Source organism: Acinetobacter sp. SWBY1, from assembly GCF_002946595.1.
GTDB classification, from domain to species: Bacteria; Pseudomonadota; Gammaproteobacteria; order Pseudomonadales; family Moraxellaceae; genus Acinetobacter; species Acinetobacter towneri.
Genome location: NZ_CP026616.1, coordinates 2,063,712 through 2,085,674 on the forward strand (window position 1 = coordinate 2,063,712; position 21,963 = coordinate 2,085,674).

Annotated in this window: 17 protein-coding genes and 2 pseudogenes; 13 read left to right on the top strand and 6 right to left on the bottom strand. The window is 44.3% G+C overall.

The window, feature by feature from the left end; all coding sequences use genetic code 11:
- Positions 1 to 7 precede the first annotated feature (7 nt).
- Positions 8 to 1,390, top strand: a complete 1,383-nt coding sequence (locus C3Y93_RS09995; protein WP_104852804.1) for an IS200/IS605 family accessory protein TnpB-related protein — start codon at positions 8 to 10, stop codon at positions 1,388 to 1,390.
- Positions 1,391 to 1,446: 56 nt separating this feature from the next.
- A complete protein-coding gene (locus C3Y93_RS10000) occupies positions 1,447 to 1,734 on the top strand; it encodes a chorismate mutase (RefSeq protein WP_004970358.1) in 288 nt (95 codons plus the stop codon).
- On the opposite strand, the gene C3Y93_RS10005 is transcribed toward C3Y93_RS10000, so the two are convergent.
- Complete coding sequence (locus C3Y93_RS10005; RefSeq protein ID WP_104852805.1) at positions 1,700 to 1,969, bottom strand: hypothetical protein; 270 nt, start codon at positions 1,967 to 1,969, stop codon at positions 1,700 to 1,702. The two genes, C3Y93_RS10000 and C3Y93_RS10005, sit on opposite strands and share 35 nt — an antisense overlap.
- A gap of 82 nt (positions 1,970 to 2,051) precedes the next feature.
- Here C3Y93_RS10005 and C3Y93_RS10010 point away from each other — a divergent pair, with 82 nt between their 5' ends.
- Positions 2,052 to 2,231, top strand: a complete 180-nt coding sequence (locus tag C3Y93_RS10010; protein WP_004970356.1) for a hypothetical protein — start codon at positions 2,052 to 2,054, stop codon at positions 2,229 to 2,231.
- A gap of 279 nt (positions 2,232 to 2,510) precedes the next feature.
- Here the strand turns inward: C3Y93_RS10010 and C3Y93_RS10015 are convergent, their stop codons facing one another.
- From C3Y93_RS10015 to C3Y93_RS10030, 4 genes are all read right to left on the bottom strand, one after another.
- Positions 2,511 to 3,809: a solute carrier family 23 protein gene (locus tag C3Y93_RS10015; protein ID WP_104852806.1), complete on the bottom strand. Its 1,299-nt coding sequence runs from the start codon at positions 3,807 to 3,809 to the stop codon at positions 2,511 to 2,513.
- Between the two features lie 258 nt (positions 3,810 to 4,067).
- Positions 4,068 to 5,015: a GGDEF domain-containing protein gene (locus C3Y93_RS10020; RefSeq protein WP_158660399.1), complete on the bottom strand. Its 948-nt coding sequence runs from the start codon at positions 5,013 to 5,015 to the stop codon at positions 4,068 to 4,070.
- A gap of 441 nt (positions 5,016 to 5,456) precedes the next feature.
- The gene (gene ppc / locus C3Y93_RS10025) at positions 5,457 to 8,141 is read right to left on the bottom strand and encodes a phosphoenolpyruvate carboxylase (protein ID WP_104852808.1); all 2,685 of its coding nucleotides are present in this window, start codon (positions 8,139 to 8,141) and stop codon (positions 5,457 to 5,459) included.
- A 159-nt stretch (positions 8,142 to 8,300) separates the two neighbouring features.
- The gene (locus C3Y93_RS10030; protein WP_104852809.1) at positions 8,301 to 8,924 is read right to left on the bottom strand and encodes a TetR/AcrR family transcriptional regulator; all 624 of its coding nucleotides are present in this window, start codon (positions 8,922 to 8,924) and stop codon (positions 8,301 to 8,303) included.
- Between the two features lie 412 nt (positions 8,925 to 9,336).
- Here C3Y93_RS10030 and C3Y93_RS10035 point away from each other — a divergent pair, with 412 nt between their 5' ends.
- The 4 genes from C3Y93_RS10035 to dnaJ all read left to right on the top strand — a co-directional run bounded on the left by C3Y93_RS10035 (position 9,337) and on the right by dnaJ (position 15,371).
- Positions 9,337 to 10,476 carry an efflux RND transporter periplasmic adaptor subunit gene (locus C3Y93_RS10035; protein ID WP_104852810.1) on the top strand — a complete coding sequence of 380 codons (1,140 nt, stop codon included), beginning with the start codon at positions 9,337 to 9,339 and terminating at the stop codon, positions 10,474 to 10,476.
- A gap of 3 nt (positions 10,477 to 10,479) precedes the next feature.
- Positions 10,480 to 13,614 (top strand): efflux RND transporter permease subunit, encoded by a 3,135-nt coding sequence (locus C3Y93_RS10040; RefSeq protein WP_104852811.1) that lies wholly within the window; start codon positions 10,480 to 10,482, stop codon positions 13,612 to 13,614.
- Positions 13,615 to 13,748: 134 nt separating this feature from the next.
- The gene (locus C3Y93_RS10045; protein ID WP_026438412.1) at positions 13,749 to 14,126 is read left to right on the top strand and encodes a hypothetical protein; all 378 of its coding nucleotides are present in this window, start codon (positions 13,749 to 13,751) and stop codon (positions 14,124 to 14,126) included.
- A gap of 129 nt (positions 14,127 to 14,255) precedes the next feature.
- Positions 14,256 to 15,371 carry a molecular chaperone DnaJ gene (gene dnaJ / locus C3Y93_RS10050; RefSeq protein ID WP_004970338.1) on the top strand — a complete coding sequence of 372 codons (1,116 nt, stop codon included), beginning with the start codon at positions 14,256 to 14,258 and terminating at the stop codon, positions 15,369 to 15,371.
- Positions 15,372 to 15,465: 94 nt separating this feature from the next.
- On the opposite strand, the gene C3Y93_RS10055 is transcribed toward dnaJ, so the two are convergent.
- Positions 15,466 to 15,762, bottom strand: coding sequence for a hypothetical protein (locus tag C3Y93_RS10055; protein ID WP_104852812.1), 297 nt, complete (start codon positions 15,760 to 15,762; stop codon positions 15,466 to 15,468).
- A gap of 277 nt (positions 15,763 to 16,039) precedes the next feature.
- On the opposite strand from C3Y93_RS10055, the gene tnpA reads away from it, so the two are divergent.
- From tnpA to C3Y93_RS10085, 6 genes and pseudogenes are all read left to right on the top strand, one after another.
- Entirely contained in the window at positions 16,040 to 16,423 is a 384-nt protein-coding gene (gene tnpA, locus C3Y93_RS10060) for an IS66-like element accessory protein TnpA (protein WP_104851828.1), read from the top strand.
- Complete coding sequence (gene tnpB, locus C3Y93_RS10065; protein WP_000618091.1) at positions 16,420 to 16,755, top strand: IS66 family insertion sequence element accessory protein TnpB; 336 nt, start codon at positions 16,420 to 16,422, stop codon at positions 16,753 to 16,755. The genes tnpA and tnpB overlap by 4 nt, the downstream gene beginning before the upstream one ends.
- 74 nt (positions 16,756 to 16,829) lie before the next feature.
- Positions 16,830 to 18,251, top strand: a pseudogene (gene tnpC, locus C3Y93_RS10070) (IS66 family transposase); the annotation flags it as partial.
- Positions 18,252 to 18,826: 575 nt separating this feature from the next.
- On the top strand, positions 18,827 to 20,488 hold the full coding sequence (gene ltrA / locus C3Y93_RS10075) for a group II intron reverse transcriptase/maturase (protein ID WP_104852814.1): 1,662 nt from the start codon (positions 18,827 to 18,829) through the stop codon (positions 20,486 to 20,488).
- A 104-nt stretch (positions 20,489 to 20,592) separates the two neighbouring features.
- Positions 20,593 to 20,820: pseudogene (locus C3Y93_RS10080) on the top strand (transposase domain-containing protein); the annotation flags it as partial.
- A 14-nt stretch (positions 20,821 to 20,834) separates the two neighbouring features.
- Positions 20,835 to 21,913 (top strand): IS4-like element ISAba1 family transposase gene (locus C3Y93_RS10085; RefSeq protein WP_104852815.1). Its coding sequence is split into 2 segments (ribosomal slippage): positions 20,835 to 21,363 and positions 21,363 to 21,913, totalling 1,080 coding nucleotides; the frame shifts between segments, so codons are not numbered across the junction.
- Positions 21,914 to 21,963 lie beyond the last annotated feature (50 nt).

Genomic DNA, 21,963 nt, shown 5'->3' on the forward strand with positions numbered 1-21,963 from the left:
TGACTTTGTGAAATTAACACGCATTCATCACTGTAAAAACTTGAATGTGCAAAAGTACAAACAGCTTGAGAAACAAGCTGTTTTACTTGGTCGTATTCGTAGCGAGGTGTGGGCTAAATATGGTGCTATTTCAGGTTTGAATATCAGTGACAGAGCTATTCGTGATGCGTGGATGAAAGAAAGTCGTGACTTTGGTGTTTCTGCAAATGCGTGGAAAGAAACCCTGCGTGACTGTATGGGTGATATTAAAGCCTATCGAGAAGCATCAAAAGACAAAGTAAAGCAGGCGATCCGAAAACGCACCTCCTGTAATAATGAACAAAAAAGACTATACACCTTGCTTAAAAAAGATGAATGGATGACTGATAATTTCCTCCATCGTCAAATGCGTAATCACTTTAAGCATGGTGTTAATCACACACATAATCAAATTATTGTTCGTGCGGATATGTGTAAAACCTTTGAGTTAAATGGTCAATGTTGGCTTAAAGTACCAAGCCTAATCCCTCGACAAACCATTAAAATCCCATTAAATACGACTGTTGATTTTGCACCGCAAGGCACATTAAGAATTATTCTAAAAAATGGCAATATTGAAGTTCATTCAACCTATGATGCAGTTGAAACACAAGATTGTGGTCAGGAAACAGTAGGTGTTGATAAAGGGTACTCAGAAGCTTTTGTGGACTCTGATGGCGATGTATATGGGAGTGGTCTAGGCAAGCTGATCTCAAGTGAATCAGATTATTTAAATCAAAAGTACAAGCACAGAAACAAGCTCAGAGCGATTGCTAAAGCTAAACCACACAAGAAACAGAAAATTGAGTTAAATAATCTAGGTCGAAAAAAACTAGATAAGCGACAAGATACTCAAAAAGCAAAGCTCAAAACATTAATATTTACAGCAACTCACAAGTTGGTTGATAAAGCCAAAGTGATTGTTGCGGAAGATTTAACATCCCCAATTCAAAGTAAACGCAACTATGGCAAAAACACCAATAGACGCTTAAATACATGGGCTAAAGGTTTGTTAGCTAATGCCCTAACAGGTATATCTCACCGTAGAGGTTCTACGGTGCATCTAGTCAATTCTGCATATACTTCGCAAAGTGATTCTTTCTTGCATGGCCTTTTAATAGGTACACGTAAGGGAGATCGTTTTCACCGTTTCAATGGGGAAGTTGTGCAAGCTGATTGGAATGCTGCGAGAAACGTGCTTGCAAGATTAAACGACAATGAGATAAGTCGTTATACGCCTTACAAAACTGTAAAGCGTATATTGCAAGAACGGACTGACCGCTACAAGTCGGAACTGACCGACTCAGGCTCTAGTTACACGCTTGGCAACAAGACATTAACAGAGTGCGAATTAGTCCTTGAGTATGTTTGAATACATTTTAAGGAACAGTGAAAACGAAACCGAAACTGAAAGTGTAGCCCAAGCCCATGAACAATGAAAAAGTAAACTCATTACAACAAGCACGTGACAAAATAGACCAAATTGATGTGGCTTTAATTGAACTGATTGCATCGCGTCAGTTTTATGTCGATCAGGCCATGCGCCATAAACAGACTGTGGAAGATGTACAGTCACCGCAGCGCGTGAAAGAAGTGATTGAAAAAGTCCGTACTTTGGCTGTGCAACATGCAGTCGATCCTGACATGGTCGAGCGTTTGTATCACGATATGATTCAGCATTTTATTCAGCGTGAATTAAAAGAATTCCGTCCTTAATTGATCTATCCCTAAGTTTGGGCGATGCTTCAAACGCAGCCCAAACTTTGCGTTTTTGTGGTAAAAACGCGTATTTATATGCCATCTTGGTATTCAAAGCATAATTTTTAAAAATAATTTGCTTATTTTTTCTGAAGGTGGTTTTAAGCGCAAAGCCTTGCCTGTCTTGGCTTTGCTGGGTTTTTAAAAAGTATTGGTAAAAAAAAGAATATGATTTTATTACATTTTTTAACATTGTAAGTTTGCTTTATTTTAAAAAGTATATATATTGTATATACATCTTTTGCAAAGCAGTCTTTATTTTGGAGAGATCAGCAATGAACGAGCAAATCAAAAAAATAAAGACAGGCAAGAAAGATGGACAACTTTTAATTCGTATTAATAGTACTGAACGTGATGAATTTATTCGTTTATGTGAAGAACTTGATACTAGTGCTGCTCGTGAATTAAGAAAATTTATTCGTAGTTTTGTGAAACAACACAATGGCAACGAATAGCCTTACTAAGGAGTAATACCATGGCTAAGCAAGTTAAATCTTTGAAGCAACAAATCAAAGCACGTTTGAAAAAGATTTCAAAACATAAAGGCAAATTGAAGCAACTTAAGCAAGAGCTTAAAAAACAGAAATAAGCCAAGTAAAAGCATTATCTCTTAAAAACGGTTCATTCTAGACAGACCGTTTGAGGTAAAAAAAGACCGAACAATCACTGTTGTTCGGTCTTTTTGCATTGTTTCGGCATTTGCTTAGGTTCAAGCAAATGACCGCAAGTTCTGATTAAGAGGGATCACGCAAACTAAAGAACCAGTTCAGGAACAAGGCTGCAAAAGTTGCTGTCCCAATCCCGCCCAAGTTAAAGCTGCCCAATTGCAACGCAAAGTCACCCGTTCCTAAAATAATGGTCACGGCAGCCACCATCAGATTTTTGTTTTTAGAAAAATCGACTTTGTTTTCAATCCAGATTTTCGCGCCAGCAATGGTAATCAAACCAAATACCACAATCGAAGCGCCCGTTAAAATGGCGGTAGGAATGGTATGGATGATTGCCCCAAATTTTGGTGATAAGCCAAGGAAAATAGCAAAGACCCCCGCCACCACAAAAATAATCGTGGAATACACGCGGGTAACAGCCATCACCCCAATGTTTTCACCATAGGTAGTCATACCCGGTGCACCGACACCACCTGCAAGGGTTGTGGCAACACCATCGGCTACAAAGGCTTTACCAATGTGTGGATCGAGGTTTTCACCAGTCATGGCACCTACTGCTTTAATGTGTCCCAAGTTCTCTGCCACCAAAATGAAGGCAATTGGGGCAATAATCAGCATGGCATTCACATCAAATACAGGCGCATGAAAGTCTGGTACGCCAAACCAAGCGGCTTGCTGAATCGGTGCGAAGTTAATTGGCGTCCCCCAACCCATGACATTGGTGACTACAAAATAGATCAGATACGATATGAGCAAGCCAATCAGGAGCAAGAGGCGTTGCAGTAAACCTTTGGTAAATACGGCAATCATGCCCATACATAGCACAGTCACCAAGGCCATCCACATATTAAATGGATTGCCTGCAACCGCTTTGACCGTGACAGTAGCAAGGTTTAAACCAATGATCATCACCACCGCACCTGTCACCACAGGTGGCATTAATTTTTCAATCCAGCGGGTGCCAGTAGCCATCACCAAAAAGCCAATCAGGGCATATAAAATACCGCAGGCAATAATCCCGCCTGCCGCAACCCCAATATTGGCATTTAAACCGCCTGCTGCGCCTGCATAGCCTGTGGCAGCAATCACCACCCCAATAAAGGCAAAGCTTGAGCCTAAATAACTTGGAACACGCCCACCTGTCATGAAAAAGAACAGGATGGTACAAATCCCTGACATTAAAATGGCAAGGTTCGGATCAAAGCCCATTAAAAAAGGTGCAAGTACAGTGGCACCAAACATGGCAAATGCGTGTTGTATCCCCAATACAACGGTTTGTGCAGGCGGTAGATACTCATTGGTACCTACAGGACGTGCATCAATGCTGCCTTCATAAGGGCGCCATTTGGGAAACCAATTGGACATAAAGTAAGCACTCAAAAGCTAAATTGAGCACATCATACTCTTGTATTGCCTAAATTTTTTAAAAATTTTGCCAGAAAACAGATCAGCTGTTTATTTTTAGGATTAAATTTTACTATTTGATAAAATTTACATTTAATATAAATAAGTAATTTTATTTATAAATTTAAAGAATGTATTGCAGTCACTTAGTGATAGTCGCAGTTTAAAAAAAATTGTATGACCTGCGATTTTTGTTTGTATTTTATACAAAATTAATATTCATGATTCAATATCTTGCTGCACATTATTACGTCCACTTTGCTTGGCTTTATACAGCGCAGCATCAGTACGCTGAATTAATTCATGTTGATCTGCATGATAAATATATAAGGCACTTAAACCAAAACTTGCGGTAATTTGAATCTCATGTTCTGCATAGGCAATACGATGTTGTTCAATGGCAATTCTGCAGCGTTCCAGTACATTTTGGGCAATTTGCGGTGAGGTATTGGAGAAAATAATCATAAATTCTTCGCCACCAAAACGTCCGATAATATCTTCACTGCGTAGATTTTTTTGCAAAATTTTTGGAATTTGCTTGAGTACCTGATCCCCTCCATCGTGTCCATAGCGATCATTTACTTGCTTAAACCAGTCTAAATCGAGCAGGGCAAGGCAGATGTGTTCTTTGTTTTGCCCCGCCAATTGTTTTTGATTCACCAGTTGGTTGAATTTTATGCTTAAACCGCGTCGGTTGAGAGTTTGGGTGAGTGGATCAAGCAGAATTAGTTGTTGCTGATGTTCTTCATGAATCATCCAGCGTCCCAAAAAAGTATTAAATAAAATGGCCAACAGAACACCAATGATGGTGCTGCCAATCAAGTTATTGATGAGCATGAAATTTTGGAATTCCGCACTGGTAAACGTATAGGGCTGAAAAACGGGCGCATAGGGGATAATATTGCGCAAGGTCAGCAAAGAACCACCGTAAAATACCACCAAGCAGGGAATGGTGCCCCAAAAGATAATGCTGCGTTTAAACAACAATAAGCCTGTAAAAATGGAGCCAATGGTAAATACGCCTGTGAGTACCGTCATTTGACCCAGAAAATAGCCAATACTCATGAGTGAGCTGCTATAAAAGCCTAAACACAGAATTGGAAAATAATAGAGTGTGGTCTGATTTTCAGTAATACGATAGCTGATGACATATAAAGACCAAGGCAATCAGCAAATACAATATTAAACAACCCAATACCCATGGCAGCATGTATGGGGTAAACAGGGGTTGGCTTTGACTGAGCCAAAGTACCACTAAAAAGAGTAAATGAAAGAAAAAAACCAAGCCACTGACGACACGTGATTTTTGGATGTTATTTAAACTGAGGAGATTTTTATACCCTTGAAAAAATTAAAAATTTTTAGCTTTAATAAAGTCGTCATTGTAGAGCTTTCTGGCATAGGCAAGTCCAAACTCTTATTTATTGTCTAATCTAAGCATAATTCAAATAAGTTGAGACAGAAATCATAAAAAATGCCAGTTATCATGTTTTTTTATGATTTTTTCTACTTAGCCTAATATGTAGTCATCCGTCCCAAATCATGTTTAAGTGAGTGAATGAGCCACAAGCAGAGTATGACTCTGCTTGTTGTGCTATTCATAGAGGCTTAACCTGTATTTCGTAAGCCTGCTGCAATCCCTGCAATGCTTACCATGAGGGCATGATCGACAGGGGTATGTTCGGCATGCTGTTCTGCCAAATACAAACGACGACGTTTCATCAATTCTGCCTGTAGCAAATGCAGTGGCAATAAATACGGTTTACGCACCCGCATCGATTGATCGAGCACATCATTACTGCTGAGCAATTGTGATTCACCTTTAAGGGTCAGTAAAGTCGTCACGGCATCACGCAGACGTTGACGGAGTTGCTCACCGAGTTCTTTCAGGTCTTCGTCATCGGTCAGGTGTGACTCATAATACAATGCAATATTGCTGTCGGCTTTAGACAACACCATTTCCAACATATCAATTAAAGTCTGGAAATAAGGCCAATCGCTAAGCATTTCATCTAAAGTGGCTTTTTGTCCCTGATCGATTGTTTGGTTAATTGCCGCGCCTGTCCCTAACCAAGCAGGTAGCATCAGACGGATTTGCGTCCATGCAAACACCCACGGAATGGCACGCAAGGATTCAATTCCGCCGCTGACTTTACGTTTTGCAGGACGTGAACCGAGCGGCAACATTTGCAATTCCAGCTCTGGCGTAACGGTGCGTAAATATTTCACAAAATGAGGGTTTTCACGCACAGTTTGACGGTAGACCTGTACCGAAAGTTCGGTCATGTTATGCATGAGCTCGCGCCATTCAGCCTTCGGCACAGGTGGTGGCATCAGCGTCGCTTCTAAGGTTGCAGCGGTGTAGACTTCCAGATTTTGTAAGGCAACCCCTTCAAGTCCAAATTTAAAACGAATCATTTCACCTTGTTCGGTGACGCGGATTGCACCTGAAATAGAACCCGGTGGTTGTGAGAACAATGCTTGTTGCGTTGGCGCACCGCCACGGCTGATGGAACCACCACGACCATGGAATAAAGTCAGCTGCACAGCATGTTGCTGCGCTACCGCAGTCAGTTCTTCCTGCGCGCGGTACTGTGCCCAGTTGGCAGACATGAAACCTGCATCTTTGGCGGAGTCTGAGTAGCCAATCATCACCTCATGTTTGCCCTGAATATGCTGCTTGTACCAATGCATATTAAATAGGGTATTCATGGTCTGAGCAGCCCCATCCAAGTCTTTCAGGGTTTCAAACAGTGGCACCACACGTAAAGGATGCTGAATGCCTGCTTCTTTTTGCAACAATAATACCGCCAACACATCACTTGGATATTCCGCCATGGAAATAATATAAGCACCCAAACTTTCCTGCGGCTGTGCAGCCAGAGTGCGCATGGTGGCAAATACTTCTTGCACATCGGGATGTTGAATCAGGCTTTGTGCAGGTTCCTGCATGAATTTTGGCAATAACGGACGTTTGCTTTGCAGCTCTTGAAGCAAAAAGTTCTGACGTGCTTGTTCAGTCCATGTTTCAAAATTGCCCAAACCTAAATATTCGGTAATGGCAGAAATGGCTTGGCGATGACGTCCTGACTCTTGGCGAATATCCAGTTTTAGCAATTCAATACCAAAACAGTTGACCCGATGAATCAGATCCAACAATTTGCCGTTCGCAATGTCTGATAATTGGCAAGCCGTCAGCGAGCGATAACACAGCAATAAAGGCTGTAACAACTCATCTTTGCTTTTGATGACCAAACTGTCATCTGCATCTTTGCCTTGCAGTTTCGCTGCTAACCAGTCGCGGGTGGCTTTTAGGCGTTCGCGGGTGTCGCGTAAATATTCACGGTACGGCTCGGCATGAAAATGTCCCAAAGCATCTGCCAATTCTGGGCTGCATTGCTGAATGGAAAGTTCCCAACGCAGGTTTTCAATATCACGTAAATACAGTTCTGCTGCTTTCCAGCGTGACAGCCACAGCACTTCTTGAGTAACTTTATGAGTGACATTCGGGTTACCATCGCGGTCACCGCCCATCCAAGAGGCAAAACGCACAGGCGCAACATTCAGCGGCAGGCTTTGCCCACAATGTTCCTGCACAATGCTGTCTAATTCACGCATGAATTTAGGTACCGCATTCCACAGGGTTTGTTCGATGGTGGTAAAGCCCCATTTGGCTTCATCGACAGGGGTCGGGCGATGTTGGCGAATTTCATCGGTTTGCCAAGCCGAGCTGATCAGCTGTTTTAAATCTGCCAAAACTGCCTGACGTTCACGTGGTGTCAGTTTTTGCTGATCCATTTTAAACAAGCAGTCATTAATATCGTCATATTTTTGAATGAGGGTACGACGGCTGACTTCAGTCGGATGCGCAGTTAAAACCAACTCAATTTTTAGCTCGCAGACTTGTTGAAAGAGTGTTTCTGCAGAAATTTGGTTGTCTTTAAACTTGATAAATAAGTGATCTAGCGGGTTTGGAGAAACGCCATTTTCATCAAATTCGCTTTGGCGACGGCTGCGCACCACATGGTATTGCTCGGCAATGTTGGCAAAGTTCAGGAAGTGGGTAAAGGCACGGGTCAGCGGTAAGATTTCATCATCTTCGAGGCTTAAAAATAGTTGTTCGAGCTGTTTTTCTGCTTCGGCTTGTCCATCACGTGCGCCTTTAGATAATGCTCGAATTTGTTCGACCTGATTAAACAAATCTTGTCCTGCGTGTAACTTGAGGGTTTCGCCCAGCAAGTTCCCAAGTAAGCGTACGTCATCGCGTAGAGGAGCATCAATTTGTTGAATCATTCGTTGTTCTCCATGTTCTGTGTTTTTCTACTCTAAAAAGACTATACCCCGATTTATCTACAATCCAAGCGGGCTATCTACAAAAGTTGCATGGATTTTGCGCATCTGAGCTTATAGTACCAAGCAGCAGTATTTAGGAGAGAAATACAGGGTGGGAGATTAGGCTTTTAGAGCATAACGCAGCATAAAAATTTCAATGGCGTGATTAATAATGTGCTGACATTCTGTTGGATTGGGTACGGCTCTTACACCAAGTAAGACTTCATGGTGGCGTAAACCATGCAGGAGCGACACAATCAGTTCAGTTTGAGTTTTGGGCGCATCTGCTTCAATAAACTGCAATGCAACGGCTTGGCGGAAGAAGTTTTCCCACATGGCTCTGAGTTTGGCATGTGAGGCATTGTAAAACTGTAATGCCAACGGATTTTGCTCAGAGGCCAGTTCCATCAATAAGTGTTCTAGCTTAATTGCCTCAGGCATATTCACCAAAGTTAAGGACAGTTCACAGGCTTGGTATAACGCTTGCCTAAAATCGCTATTTGCGCTTAAGTGCGAGGGCTGGGCATTAAGCAGGCTTTCACAGGTTTCTTCAATGGCGCAGGAAAATAAGGTGGCTTTGTCTTGAAAGTGATTATAGACCGTTAATTTGGTCACGCCTGCTTCACGTGCAATCTGATTCATACTCGAACCATGAAAGCCCAACTTTAAAAACAAGTGTTTTGCCGACATTAAAATACGTTGGCGTTTTTCTAAATCTTTTGGTCGTCCGACATTAAGCTGCACTAGTTGATCCTAATTTACACCTGTAAATCTTGAAATGACGCTGCAGTTTTTAATTAGTGTACCCAGTGGTATATTAATTAAAAACTAATCAATTTAATATAGGGCCTGCTGATATTTCATAAATGATTTGCGCTGTAGGCTAAAACTGAGCAGATCAGGCATGAAACGCAGGGAATAGCGAGACTATTGCCAAGTTTCATAACGTAATCTGAGAAAGTTTTAGCCACAGCCTTTCAGGACGAGCATATTTTTGCTGCTATTGTGTTATGAGCCAGTCATTTAGAATGACTAAATTTCCTACCTCATGTCTTAAATCAGCTAAAAAATATGCGTCGTCGCAAACATAGACGAAGTGTCAGCAGCCCCTATCGTATTCTGCCCTAAAAATGAATTTTAAATAAGAGCGAACCTGATGAACATAATTCAGAATGCCATTGCCAGCCTGATGCTGCTGTGCTGTATCACCCTAATGGGATGCAGCAAGCAAAAAACCGAGGTTGAACAGGAAGTCCCTTTAGTGATGGTGACGCAACCGAGCAGTTTGCATACAGAACAAAAAAGCTATGCAGGCGAGGTACAAGCACGTCAGCAAACTGCTTTGGCATTTCGGGTTGCAGGGCAAGTTACACAGCGTTTTGCTGATGTGGGAGATCGGGTTAAGGTTGGGCAAGTCTTAGCAACCCTGGATGTGCAAGATGCAACATTACAGCTCAATGCCGCACGTGCGCAACTCGAAAGTGCGCAATCTGCTGCAAAAGTTGCCAGTGATGAATTGCAACGTTTTCAGCAATTGTTACCCATGAACGCAGTCAGCCGCTCGCAATATGATGCAGTCAAAAACCAGTATCAACATGCCATGGCGCAGTTGAAACAGGCGCAGTCCAATTATGCGGTTAGCAGTAATCAAACCGATTATAACCAGTTACGTGCCACAAAAAATGGCGTGATTACTGAACGCAATATTGAAGTTGGGCAGGTTTTAGCGGCAGGGCAGGTCGCTTATCAATTGGCGATTGATGGAGAACGTGAAGTCGTGATTGGCGTGCCTGAACAAGCAGTTGCTGATATTCGGGTCGGGCAAGAGGCAACTGTCAGTTTATGGTCACAACCTGATAGCCGTTTTACAGGTAAGGTTCGAGAAATTTCCCCTGCGGCAGATCAGTCGCGTACTTTTAAAGTCAAAGTGGCTTTACGCGAAGGCAATGCACAGATTCAATTGGGGCAAAGTGCGCGGGTATTTCTGACTCGCCAAGCCAATCAGGGTTTATATGTACCTTTATCAAGCGTATCGGCAACGGGGCAACAAGCTTTTGTTTTGGTTTTGCAGACGGATTCAACCGTGCGCCAAGTTCCTGTTACCTTGGGCGCTTATGGACGGGACAGCGTGCCTGTACTCAGTGGCTTGCAGCCGCAAGATTATGTGGTGATGGGTGGGGTACATTTACTGCGTGATCGACAAAAAATCCGCCCGATTAACCGTGACAATCAAGCTGTACAGGCAGTCAATCCAACTGCTCAGGCAGCTCCTGCTGCTACACAGACGGAGCGTTAAAATATGAATTTTAACTTATCCGAATGGGCGCTGAAAAATAAAGGTCTAGTGGTCTACTTGATGTTGCTGTTGGGTATTGTCGGGATTTTTTCCTATTCCAAATTGGCACAAAGTGAAGATCCGCCATTTACCTTTAAAGTGATGGTGATTCAAACCTATTGGCCAGGAGCGAGTGCCAAAGAGGTATCCTTACAAGTCACTGACCGTATTGAAAAAGAATTGATGAGCACGGGCGATTATGAACGCATCATGGCCTATTCGCGTCCGGGCGAGTCCATGGTGACTTTTATTGCCAAAGATTCCATGCGTTCCAGCCAAATTCCAGATGTCTGGTATAAGGTGCGTAAAAAGGTCAATGACATTCGCCATGAATTGCCACAAGGGGTACAAGGCCCATTTTTTAATGATGAATTTGGCGACACTTTTGGTAATATTTATGTGCTGACAGGCGCAGACTATGATTACGCCACCCTCAAAGAATATGCCGACCGTTTGCAACTACAATTGCAGCGGGTCAAAGATGTGGCCAAAGTCAATTTGGTCGGTTTGCAAGACCAAAAAATCTGGATTGAGTTGTCTAATACCAAAGCCGCACAACTCGGCATTCCTGTTACCGCCATTCAGCAAGCCTTACAACAACAAAACAGCATGGCAAGCGCAGGTTTTTTTGAAACGGAGTCTGACCGTATTCAGGTGCGGGTCAGCGGGGCATTGCATAGTGTTGATGAACTGAAACAAATGCCATTGTTGGTGAATGGCACCACTATTCAACTGGGCGATGTTGCCGAGGTCTATCGTGGGTTTAGCGAGCCGGCTCAGCCACGTATGCGCTTTATGGGCGAAAATGGCATCGGCATTGCCGTGTCTATGCGTAAAGGCGGTGACATTCTGGCTTTAGGTGAAAATCTGGAAGCTGAATTTGCTCGTTTGCAGAAGACTTTGCCTTTAGGGATGCAGTTGCAAAAAGTGTCTGATCAACCTGTTGCGGTCAAACACAGTGTGAATGAGTTTATGAAAGTCTTGGCCGAAGCAGTGATTATTGTATTGCTGGTCAGCTTCTTTTCACTGGGTTTTCGCACAGGTTTGGTGGTGGCATTTTCCATTCCACTGGTCTTGGCGATGACTTTTGCAGGTATGCATTTGTTTGATGTCGGGCTGCATAAGATTTCACTTGGTGCGCTTATTCTAGCCCTCGGATTGTTGGTGGATGATGCCATTATCGCCATTGAAATGATGGCAATTAAGATGGAGCAGGGCTATAGCCGCTTGCAAGCCGCAGGTCATGCGTGGCGAACGACTGCTTTCCCTATGCTGACTGGGACATTGATTACCGCAGCAGGTTTTTTACCCATTGCCACGGCAGCCTCAAGTACAGGGGAATATACCCGTTCAATTTTCCAAGTGGTGACCATTGCTTTGGTGGTGTCATGGTTTGCTGCCGTGCTGTTTGTACCCTATCTGGGCGATAAATTATTGCCAGATTTTCAGCGCCATGCACAGCGAGCGCCGTGGTATCAACGTCTTTGGGCGCGTGTACGCAAACAAGCTGAACCGCAGCCTGTGCTACAGCACGCAGGTGAATTACACGACCCATATCAAACCCGCTTTTATCAAGTGTTTCGTGGATGGGTTAATACTTGTGTGCGCTATCGAAAAACCGTCATTGCAATCACAGTTGGCATATTTGTACTGTCAATTGCGATGTTTAAATTGGTACCACAGCAATTTTTCCCACCTTCCAATCGGGCAGAAATTTTAGTCGATTTAAAACTTGAAGAAGGTGCGTCTTTAACAGCCACAGAAGCAGCCGTTAAAAAAGTTGAAAAGTTCTTGGCGCAACAACAAGGCATCGACAATTATGTAGCCTATGTTGGCACAGGTTCGCCGCGTTTCTATTTGCCTTTAGATCAGCAATTACCGCAGGCCAGTTTTGCCCAATTTGTGGTATTGGTATCGTCTTTAGAAGACCGCAATGAAATTCGCCGTAATTTATCTGAACAAATTCGCTTGTTATTGCCAGAGGTGCGTACTCGCGTGTCATTATTGGAAAATGGCCCACCAGTGGGTTATCCATTGCAATTCCGCGTGTCAGGAGAAGACTTGGCACAAGTGCGACAATGGGCACAGCAAGTCGCAGCCACCATCAGTGCCAATCCAAACAGTACCAATGTGCATTTAGATTGGGGTGAGCCGAGCAAAGTCATTCAATTGCAGATTGATCAAGACCGTGCCCGTCAAATGGGGGTGTCGAGTCTGGATTTAGCTAACTTCCTTAATAGCTCTATCAGTGGCGCGGCTATTAACCAGTATCGTGAAAAACGTGAACTGATTGAAATCCGTTTACGTGGTGATCAAACCGAGCGCCTAGATGTCGCATCTTTAAGCAGTTTGGCTATACCGACTTCACGTGGAACATCGGTGCCGTTGGCGCAAATTGCACAAATTGAATACCGTTTTGAAGAAGGCTTAATTTGGCATCGTAACCGCTTGCCGACCATTACCGTACGTGGTGATATTCGTAGCAATTTGCAACCTGCAACGGTGGTGGCAGAACTGTCTGAACCGATGGCGGCCCTGCGTGAAAAGTTGCCAAGTGGCTATTTAATTGAAGTGGGTGGCACGGTTGAAGAATCGGCACGTGGGCAAAAGTCAGTCAATGCAGGCATGCCATTTTTCCTTGCCGTGGTGATGACTTTGTTGATGATTCAGCTGCGTAGCATGTCCCGTGCATTCATCGTGTTTTTAACTGCACCGCTCGGCATTATTGGCGTGGTATTGTTCCTGTTGCTGTTTAACAAACCCTTTGGTTTTGTGGCGATGCTCGGCACCATTGCCTTATCGGGCATGATCATGCGCAATTCTTTGATTTTAATTGATCAGATTGAGCAGGATATTCGGGCTGGGGAATCGCAGTGGGACGCGATTATTAACGCTACGGTGCGCCGTTGTCGTCCAATTGTACTGACCGCTTTGGCGGCAGTATTGGCCATGATTCCACTTTCTCGCAGTATTTTCTTTGGCCCGATGGCTGTGGCGATTATGGGCGGATTAATTGTCGCGACCCTATTAACCCTGTTCTTTTTACCTGCGTTATACGCCCAGTGGTTTAAAGTGAAAAAAAATCCACATAATCTGTAAAAGTGACATAATAACGGGTGCGAAACTTGGAAAATTTCAATATAGTAGCACCTTATATTTTCAGCCTTTGCATACGTTACAGCATGCGCCAGATTAAAAAATAAAGCATGGCACAGATGGGGTTAAATCACATTATGAAGCAAGATAACTTGGTAAAGTTTCGCCGGTCTGTCGCGATCTCTTACGTGTTTATGTTTTTTGCTTTATTTACTGTGGTGAGTGGTGCATTGGCGTATTGGTATGCACGAAAAGTGATTGTGGTCGATAGCACTGAAGTCTGGTTACAGGCACAGGCTTTATGGATCATGCGTAATGTGGTGATTTACAGTGTATTGGCATTGTTTGCTGCATTGTGGTTTATTCCATTGGCCTTCTTTCCTTGGGATGCCTTTTTATGGGTCAAAGCCTGCACCGTAGCAGGTGTGGTCTTTGCCGTGATTGCCTTCTTATTTTTAATCAATGCTTGGATTAAAGGGCTATCCAAATTTTTGAAAAATAAAGCTGTGTTCTAATGGCTTGAACTTCATCTAAAGCACTTCAGCTAAAATTTTTAACAGCTTTCCCTTGTAAAACTCAGTTTGACCCCAATTTCAGACTTCAGTTAAGTTTTAAATAGAATTCCGTGAGGAGCATCGCCAGACATGGCTAAACGTGATTATTATGAGGTTTTGGGCGTCTCTAAAACCGCTAGTGATGATGAAATTAAAAAAGCCTACCGTAAGTTGGCGATGAAATATCATCCAGACCGTAACCCGGACAATCCTGAAGCTGAAGAGAAGTTTAAAGAAGCTTCAGAAGCGTATGAAGTTCTGTCAGACAGCGAAAAACGCAGCATGTACGACCGTATGGGCCATCAAGCCTTTGAAGGTGGTATGGGCGGTGGTGCTGGCGGCTTCGGTGGTTTCAGTGCGGAAGATATTTTCAGCCAGTTTGGGGATATTTTCGGTGGAGCCTTTGGTGGGGGGGGGCGTGGCCAGCAACGTCAACGCCGTGGTTCAGACTTACGCTATGTGATGGAATTGACGCTTGAAGAAGCAGTCAAAGGCGTTAAGAAAACCATCACCTTTACAGCACCTGCGCCATGTGAAGCTTGTGATGGTAAAGGCTCAGAAAATCCAAATGATGTTGAAACTTGTCCAACCTGTCATGGTGCGGGTCAAGTACGCATGCAACAAGGGTTCTTCTCGGTACAGCAAACTTGTAGTACCTGTCGTGGTCAGGGCAAAATCATCAAGAATCCATGTAAAAAATGTCATGGTTCGGGGGTGTCAGACCGTCAGCAAACTCTTGAAGTGACCATTCCTGCAGGGGTGGACAACGGCGACCGCGTACGCTTAACAGGTAAAGGTGAAGCCATTCGTGATGGTCAATCGGGCGACCTATATGTAGAAGTGGTGGTGCGTGAGCACGAAATCTTCCAGCGTGATGGTGCTGATCTGTATATGGATGTGCCTGTTAGCATTGCCGATGCTGCTTTAGGTAAGGAAATTGAAATTCCGACTCTAGATGGTCGCGTGAGCCTGAAAGTACCTGAGGGAACACAAACGGGTAAATTGTTCCGTTTGCGTGGTAAAGGGGTAAAACCTGTGCGTACCAGTATGCAGGGCGATTTACTCTGCCGTATTGTGGTGGAAACACCTGTGAATTTAACGGCACGTCAGCGTGAATTGTTAAAAGAGTTACAGACGACGATGGAAGGTGAGGGCAGTCAGTCATCACCAAAGAAAAAGTCTTTCTTTGATCGTTTGTTTGATTAAGGAAACCTAGGTTAGGTATGTCAAAGCACGACCTGATCTAAACTCAAAAATAAAGGCGATCTTGAAGATCGCCTTTGTTGTATCTGCTGTACTCTTATTCGACTTCAGGTACATCTATTTCTAAAACATCTGCATTTTCTGAGCTTGCAGTTTCAACGGCAGTTTGTGGCTGAGCTGTATTTTCAGGCGCTACAACATTTACAGTTTGCGCTGCTTCTGTTTCAAGCTCAGGTGCATCCACATCAACTGCTAACGGTTCTTGTAGCGTTACGCTAATACGGACTTTAGATAGGCTTTCTAGTGTATCGCCTGCTTGAATTGCTGGTTCTGCCAAAACGTGTCCTGCGGTCATACTGAGCAGTAATGCTGCGACCATTTTCTTTGAATGCATGTAAATCCCCTTTCATTTTTGCAATTGTTCTCATGCGTGCAGGCTAGTCTGCGCATACAAGTTTGCAAATTTGTGAAATTCACCTCTGTACACGACAAAAATAGATAACTCATTGAAATAATGTCACAATAATTGTTCTCTAACGACGAATACTATGACACATCTCAATGAGTTATATCTTATCTTAAACAGTAAGCGTCCGCTGAACACACCTTCTGAATTCATCCTATAAGCCTTAATTTAGTCCCCACTTAGAAACAAGTGGGGACTTAAATTTATGACTACAAATAATCAGACATCCATCGCATCTCTTGCGAAAAAACGAAGAACATACAGTGCTGAATTTAAACAGCAGATCGTTCAGGCTTGTAAAGCACCGGACGTTTCAATTGCTTCAGTCGCTTTGCAACATGGATTGAATACAAATCTTGTATCCAAATGGATTCGCTTAATTGATGCTAAGCCAGGGAGTGATCGCTCACCACTACCGAATAAACCTGCATTTATTGCCTTATCTTGCTCTGCACCATTAGATCCTACTCCTACTGACATGTTAAAAGTTCAAATTACTTTACCCCACTCAAAAGCAAAAATTGGCTTGAAATGGCAAGTATCGAAAATATCTGCTTTAGCAGAATTACTCAAGGTACTTGCAACATGATCCGCATTGATGAAATCTGGTTGTCTACTCAGCCCATGGACATGCGTGCAGGTATGGATACGACCATGGCTCAGGTGGTGAGAGCCTTTGGCTACATCAAACCGCATTGTGCTTACCTGTTCTGTAATAAACGTGGCCATCGCATGAAAGTACTGGTACATGATGGACTGGGCATCTGGCTGTGTGCCCGGCGGCTGGAACAGGGCAAATTTCACTGGGCTCAAGTTCACCAAGGTGAAACCGTGGCCCTCAGCCCGGAACAGTTACAGGCACTGATCCAAGGTTTGCCCTGGCAGCGCATTGGACGACAGCAGGTGGTGACGATGCTTTAAACCAGGCTGTTCCATTCTGCTATTCTCCAAACGTTCTATTTCATTCTTCTCATGACCTCAGGCATACTGCGGTCATGAATACGCTGCCTGACTTAAGCCAACTGACCCATGAACAACTGCTGGAATTCACCAGGCAGTTGGCGATGCAGCATCAGTCTCTGGCACAATCAAATCAAGAATTAGAAAAATCAAACCAGCAATTAGATGCCAGAGTTCAACATCTTGAAGTCACCAATCAGCAATTAGATTCTAAAGTTCAACATCTTTCTATTCTCAATCAAAAATACGAGCATGAACTCGCACTATTTAAACAGCACAAATTCGGCAGTAAAAACGAACATCTCACTGCAAAACAAATCCACCTGTGGGATGAAGCGGTTGAAGAAGATATTGCCGCGGTTGATCTAGAACTGGAACGGCTAAATGCAGATAAAACCGATGCAGTGACACACAAAGCCAAAACCAATAAACCTAAACGTCGACCACTGCCCGATCATCTACACACCATCCGTATTGAGCATGAACCTGCATCAACCCAATGCAGTTGTGGCTGCCAGTTACGTCGTATCGGCGAAGATATCAGTGAAAAACTGCATTTCAGACCGGCACAGTTCTACAAGGAACAGCATGTCCGTGGCAAATGGGTCTGTGATCAGTGTGACACCCTGACTCAGCAAGCGATGCCTGCCTATGTGATTGATAAAGGCATTGCTTCACCTGAACTGCTCAGCCATGTGCTGGTATCGAAATATGCCGATCATTTGCCGCTGTACCGTCAACGCCTGATCTATCAGCGGGCGGGAATCGAACTTTCTAGATCAACTTTATCTGACTGGATAGGTCGCTGCGGTGTAGAACTGGAACCTCTGGCCAATGCCTTAAAAGAGGTGGTACTACAACAGCAGGTGCTGCATGCAGATGAAACACCGGTTACCATCATGCGGATGGGTGAGAATGATAAAAAACCGAAGAAAGGTTATGTCTGGGCCTATGCCACTACACAGTACAATCCAGTTCAGGCGGTGATCTATGACTTTCAGGATAGTCGTTCAGGCCAGCATGCTGCAGAGTTCTTGAAAGGCTGGCAGGGCCATCTGGTCTGTGATGATTACAGTGGTTATAAAGCACGCTTTAAATCAGGCCAGGTCATAGAGGTGGGCTGCATGGCCCATGCACGTCGTAAATTCCATGAACTGCATGTAACTGGGAAAAGTCAGGTCGCTGAACAGGCATTAGTGCTGATTCAGAAACTGTATGCGATAGAAGCAGAGCTCAGGAAAAAGACCGATGGTACAGCGGAAGACCGCCGCGAATACCGACAACAGCATAGTCAACCAGTGATGCAACAACTATATGAATGGCTCAACCAACATCATCTGACAGTGCCATCGAGTTCTCCCACCGCCAAGGCGATCAATTACACTCTGAAGCGTTGGCCAGCTTTAAGCCGCTATCTGGATGATGGCAATCTACCTATAGATAATAATTGGGTGGAAGTGCGACACGAAGTCGCTTAATGAAGTTGTTCCCCCTGCGGGAACCACCCGTGTCACCGGGTGAATCTAGAAGGCTGAATAAAGAGCGCCTTCGACAATGTAACGAGGCACCGTAAGGTGCGGGGTATCAATCGTGAGAGGCGTACTCTTCTGGCAGCCATAGCCGGACAAGGGCTAGATAATCGGTATGGTGAACACATGTGAATCTGCGCAACGATCGTTAAATTGAACGAGCGGAAATGGCTAATACGCTCGAACCAAAACGGTAATGGAGGTGGGAATCGCGTCTTTCTACTACGCATTCGTGACCCATACGCCTCCCGGTCGATAGCAGGCACCTAAGCCGATGTACTTCAGTAAGCGGAACGTGGAAATCCCGTATTACCCCCATTGGGAAAGCAGTTTGCAAAAACTGCCCATGGTGATGCGGGCGAAGGAACGAGGAAAAAGCGAATGCCAGTCTGTAATGGGTTGGATAGAGGTTGAAACATTACCCCACGCGAAAGCGGGCTGACGTCCTTATGGTCTCTCATCACAAGAGAGTGTGTAGAACCCTTTTAATGGAGGGAGAGCAAATGAATGCAGCAGTATCAGCGTGTGCACCTTCCAGCACATCGTGGGACAGCATCGATTGGATTGCTGTACAGCGTCATGTCAGAGGGCTGCAAGCGCGTATTGTGAAGGCGGTACAAGACGGCAGGCATAACAAGGCGAAAGCTTTGCAATGGCTGCTGACTCACTCGTTTAGTGGCAAAGCATTGGCCGTCAAACGAGTGTCTGAAAACAAAGGCAAAAACACGGCTGGGGTCGACAAGGTGACTTGGAATACACCCAAGGCCAAGACCGGTGCGATGATGTCGTTGAAGAGGCGAGGTTACACGCCCCTTCCGCTTCGGAGAGTCCTTATTCCGAAGAAAAATGGCAAGATGAGACCTCTCGGGATACCCACGATGAAATGCCGGGCCATGCAGGCGCTCCATCTGCTGGCTTTGGAACCCATCGCGGAGACCATCGCTGATCGGAACTCTTATGGGTTCAGACCGCAACGCTCAACCGCGGATGCTGCAGCACAGTGCTTTGGTGTGCTGTCAAGAAAAGTAAGTGCGGAGTGGGTGCTAGAGGGTGACATTCAAGGCTGTTTCGACAATATCAGCCATGAATGGATGATCGCCAACCTCCCAATGGACAAGGTGATTCTACGGAAATGGCTCAAAGCCGGTTACGTCTACCAAAGCAAGCTGTTTCCCAGTCTTTCCGGAACACCGCAAGGAGGTATTATCTCCCCGGTGCTGGCCAACATGACCTTGGACGGACTGGAAACGATGCTGGCTAAGAGGTTCTCTAACGCCAAATGGACAGGCAAAAAGCTGCAACTGGTACGGTATGCGGATGATTTCATCATCACGGGGTATTCTAAAGAGTGGCTCGAAAATGAAGTTCGTCCTGCCGTGGTTGAATTTCTGGCGCAGCGCGGTCTCGTGCTCTCTCAGGAAAAGACCAAAATCACGCACATAGGGAACGGGTTCGATTTTCTTGGCTGGAACGTACGTAAGTACAACGGCAAGCTACTGATCAAGCCGTCAAAGGCAAACATCAGCGCTCATCTTGACAAGCTGCGAGCATTAATCAATGCAAACAAAGCGACACGACAGGCCACTTTGATCGGTTTGCTCAACCCGATTCTAAGGGGTTGGGCCAACTATCATAGTCATGTCGTTGCCAAGAAGGTTTTCAACCAGGTAGACAACGCAGTGTGGGAAATGCTCTGGCGATGGGCTGTACGTCGCCACCCTCGCAAGACACTCCGATGGGTCAAAGATCGGTATTTCAAAGTACAAGGAGCGCGTCGATGGGTGTTCTCATGTGATGAACAGTCCGCCGATGGTCGGAAGCGACAATACACATTAGTGTCTGCCTCGGACACGCCAATTGTGCGACATATCAAGATCAAGGCTGCTGCTAACCCTCATGACCCCGCATGGGATGAGTACTTCGAATCCCTATGGGGTAAAAGAATGCTGGTCTCCGCAAAGGGGCGAGCCAAGCTGTATCGGGTGTGGCTAAAACAAGGTGGTCGCTGCTGCGCCTGTCTTAAACCAGTCACCAAAGATACACCATGGCACAGCCGTCATATTGTGAAGCTAAGTCATGGTGGAACGGATGCAGTTGCTAATCTTGAGATTTACCATCTGTATTGTCCGAGGAGTGTTCAGTTTGCCAATGTCAACGATGTATAACCGGGTGCCGAATGGCGCCTTAGCAGAGGCTTGAGCCGTGTGCTGGGAAACTCGCATGCACGGTTCTTAGGGGGTTGGACGTAGGTAACTGCGTCTGACTACCCGACAACCAGATGCGACCTTGGGCGTTGGGACGTAAGAATTGGCTATTTGCAGGTTCGCTGCGCAGCGGTCAGCGAGCAGCCAATATCATGACATTAATCCAGTCAGCAAAGCTGAATGGGCTGGATCCGTATGCCTATTTAAGTGATGTTCTGAAAAGGTTGCCGACACATAAAGTGACCCAAATAGAAGAATTACTGCCACACCGCTGGAAATCCGACCAAAATTAAAAAATAGGCATGAGATTCAGCGGACGCTTACCTTAAACAAATCTCTAAAATGGAACAAGTCACATTTAAAGTGCTTTGCGCTCATCATGCTTGTGATTATTTTAAAGCAAACATGTAATCTTTCTTCTGCATCTAAAGCCTTGCCCATCAAGTGCTTACCACAATCATTTTATCGACGTATACAGCGCTTCTTTGCAGGTCAGTATTTTGATTATCGTCAAATTTCTCAGTTGATTTTCAATATGTTTTCATTCGACCAAGTGCAACTGACTTTAGATAGAACCAATTGGAAATGGGGAAAACGAAATATTAATATCCTGATGCTCGCAATCGTTTATCGTGGAATAGCGATACCTATCCTTTGGACATTGCTTAATAAACGTGGAAATTCAGATACGAAAGAGCGTATTGCTTTGATTCAACGCTTTATAGCCATTTTTGGTAAAGACCGTATTGTGAATGTGTTCGCAGACAGAGAGTTTATCGGTGAGCAGTGGTTTACATGGTTAATTGAACAAGACATCAACTTCTGCATTCGTGTTAAAAAAACTTCATTGTCACCAATCATTTAGGAAAGAATCATAAAATTAGTGATTTATTTCGCCATCTTAAAGTTGGTCAAATTGAATGTCGTAAACGACGGATTTTGGTTGGTCGGGTGAAACTATATATAAGTGCACTACAGTTAGAAAATGGAGAGCTTTTACTCGTCGTTTCTCCTCAGTTTAATGCCAATGCTATTCAGGATTATGCATTACGCTGGGAAATTGAAACCTTATTCAGTTGTCTCAAAGGACGCGGGTTTAATCTTGAAAATACGCGCTTGACAGACCCTAGACGAGTGAAAAAATTGATTGCGGTGTTAGCTATAATCTTCTGTTGGTGTTACTTAACGGGTGAATGGCAACATAATCAAAAAAAAGCGATAAAAATAAAGAAGCATGGACGACTCTCAATGAGTTTATTTCGCTATGGTTTAGACTATGTTCAAATGGCGATTCAGCGTTTAATTGGTTTTGGGAAAAAAGAAGAGTTTAAGGAAATTTTGGCAATTTTAAGAAAGCAGAATCCTGATAGGATAAGGGTTCTGTGAAATTTGTCGTGTACAGAGACATGAATTATATGTAATAATTGCGACTTTAT

Bases quoted from the DNA above. Each gene is read 5' to 3' on its own strand.
- dnaJ (WP_004970338.1), top strand. From the start codon at position 14,256: ATGGCTAAACGTGATTATTATGAGGTTTTGGGCGTCTCTAAAACCGCT.
- C3Y93_RS10005 (WP_104852805.1), bottom strand. From the start codon at position 1,969: ATGTTAAAAAATGTAATAAAATCATATTCTTTTTTTTACCAATACTTT.
- C3Y93_RS10040 (WP_104852811.1), top strand. From the start codon at position 10,480: ATGAATTTTAACTTATCCGAATGGGCGCTGAAAAATAAAGGTCTAGTG.
- C3Y93_RS10010 (WP_004970356.1), top strand. From the start codon at position 2,052: ATGAACGAGCAAATCAAAAAAATAAAGACAGGCAAGAAAGATGGACAA.
- ppc (WP_104852808.1), bottom strand. From the start codon at position 8,141: ATGATTCAACAAATTGATGCTCCTCTACGCGATGACGTACGCTTACTT.
- tnpA (WP_104851828.1), top strand. From the start codon at position 16,040: ATGACTACAAATAATCAGACATCCATCGCATCTCTTGCGAAAAAACGA.
- C3Y93_RS10015 (WP_104852806.1), bottom strand. From the start codon at position 3,809: ATGTCCAATTGGTTTCCCAAATGGCGCCCTTATGAAGGCAGCATTGAT.
- C3Y93_RS10045 (WP_026438412.1), top strand. From the start codon at position 13,749: ATGAAGCAAGATAACTTGGTAAAGTTTCGCCGGTCTGTCGCGATCTCT.
- tnpB (WP_000618091.1), top strand. From the start codon at position 16,420: ATGATCCGCATTGATGAAATCTGGTTGTCTACTCAGCCCATGGACATG.
- C3Y93_RS10035 (WP_104852810.1), top strand. From the start codon at position 9,337: ATGAACATAATTCAGAATGCCATTGCCAGCCTGATGCTGCTGTGCTGT.
- C3Y93_RS10055 (WP_104852812.1), bottom strand. From the start codon at position 15,762: ATGCATTCAAAGAAAATGGTCGCAGCATTACTGCTCAGTATGACCGCA.
- C3Y93_RS10000 (WP_004970358.1), top strand. From the start codon at position 1,447: ATGAACAATGAAAAAGTAAACTCATTACAACAAGCACGTGACAAAATA.
- ltrA (WP_104852814.1), top strand. From the start codon at position 18,827: ATGAATGCAGCAGTATCAGCGTGTGCACCTTCCAGCACATCGTGGGAC.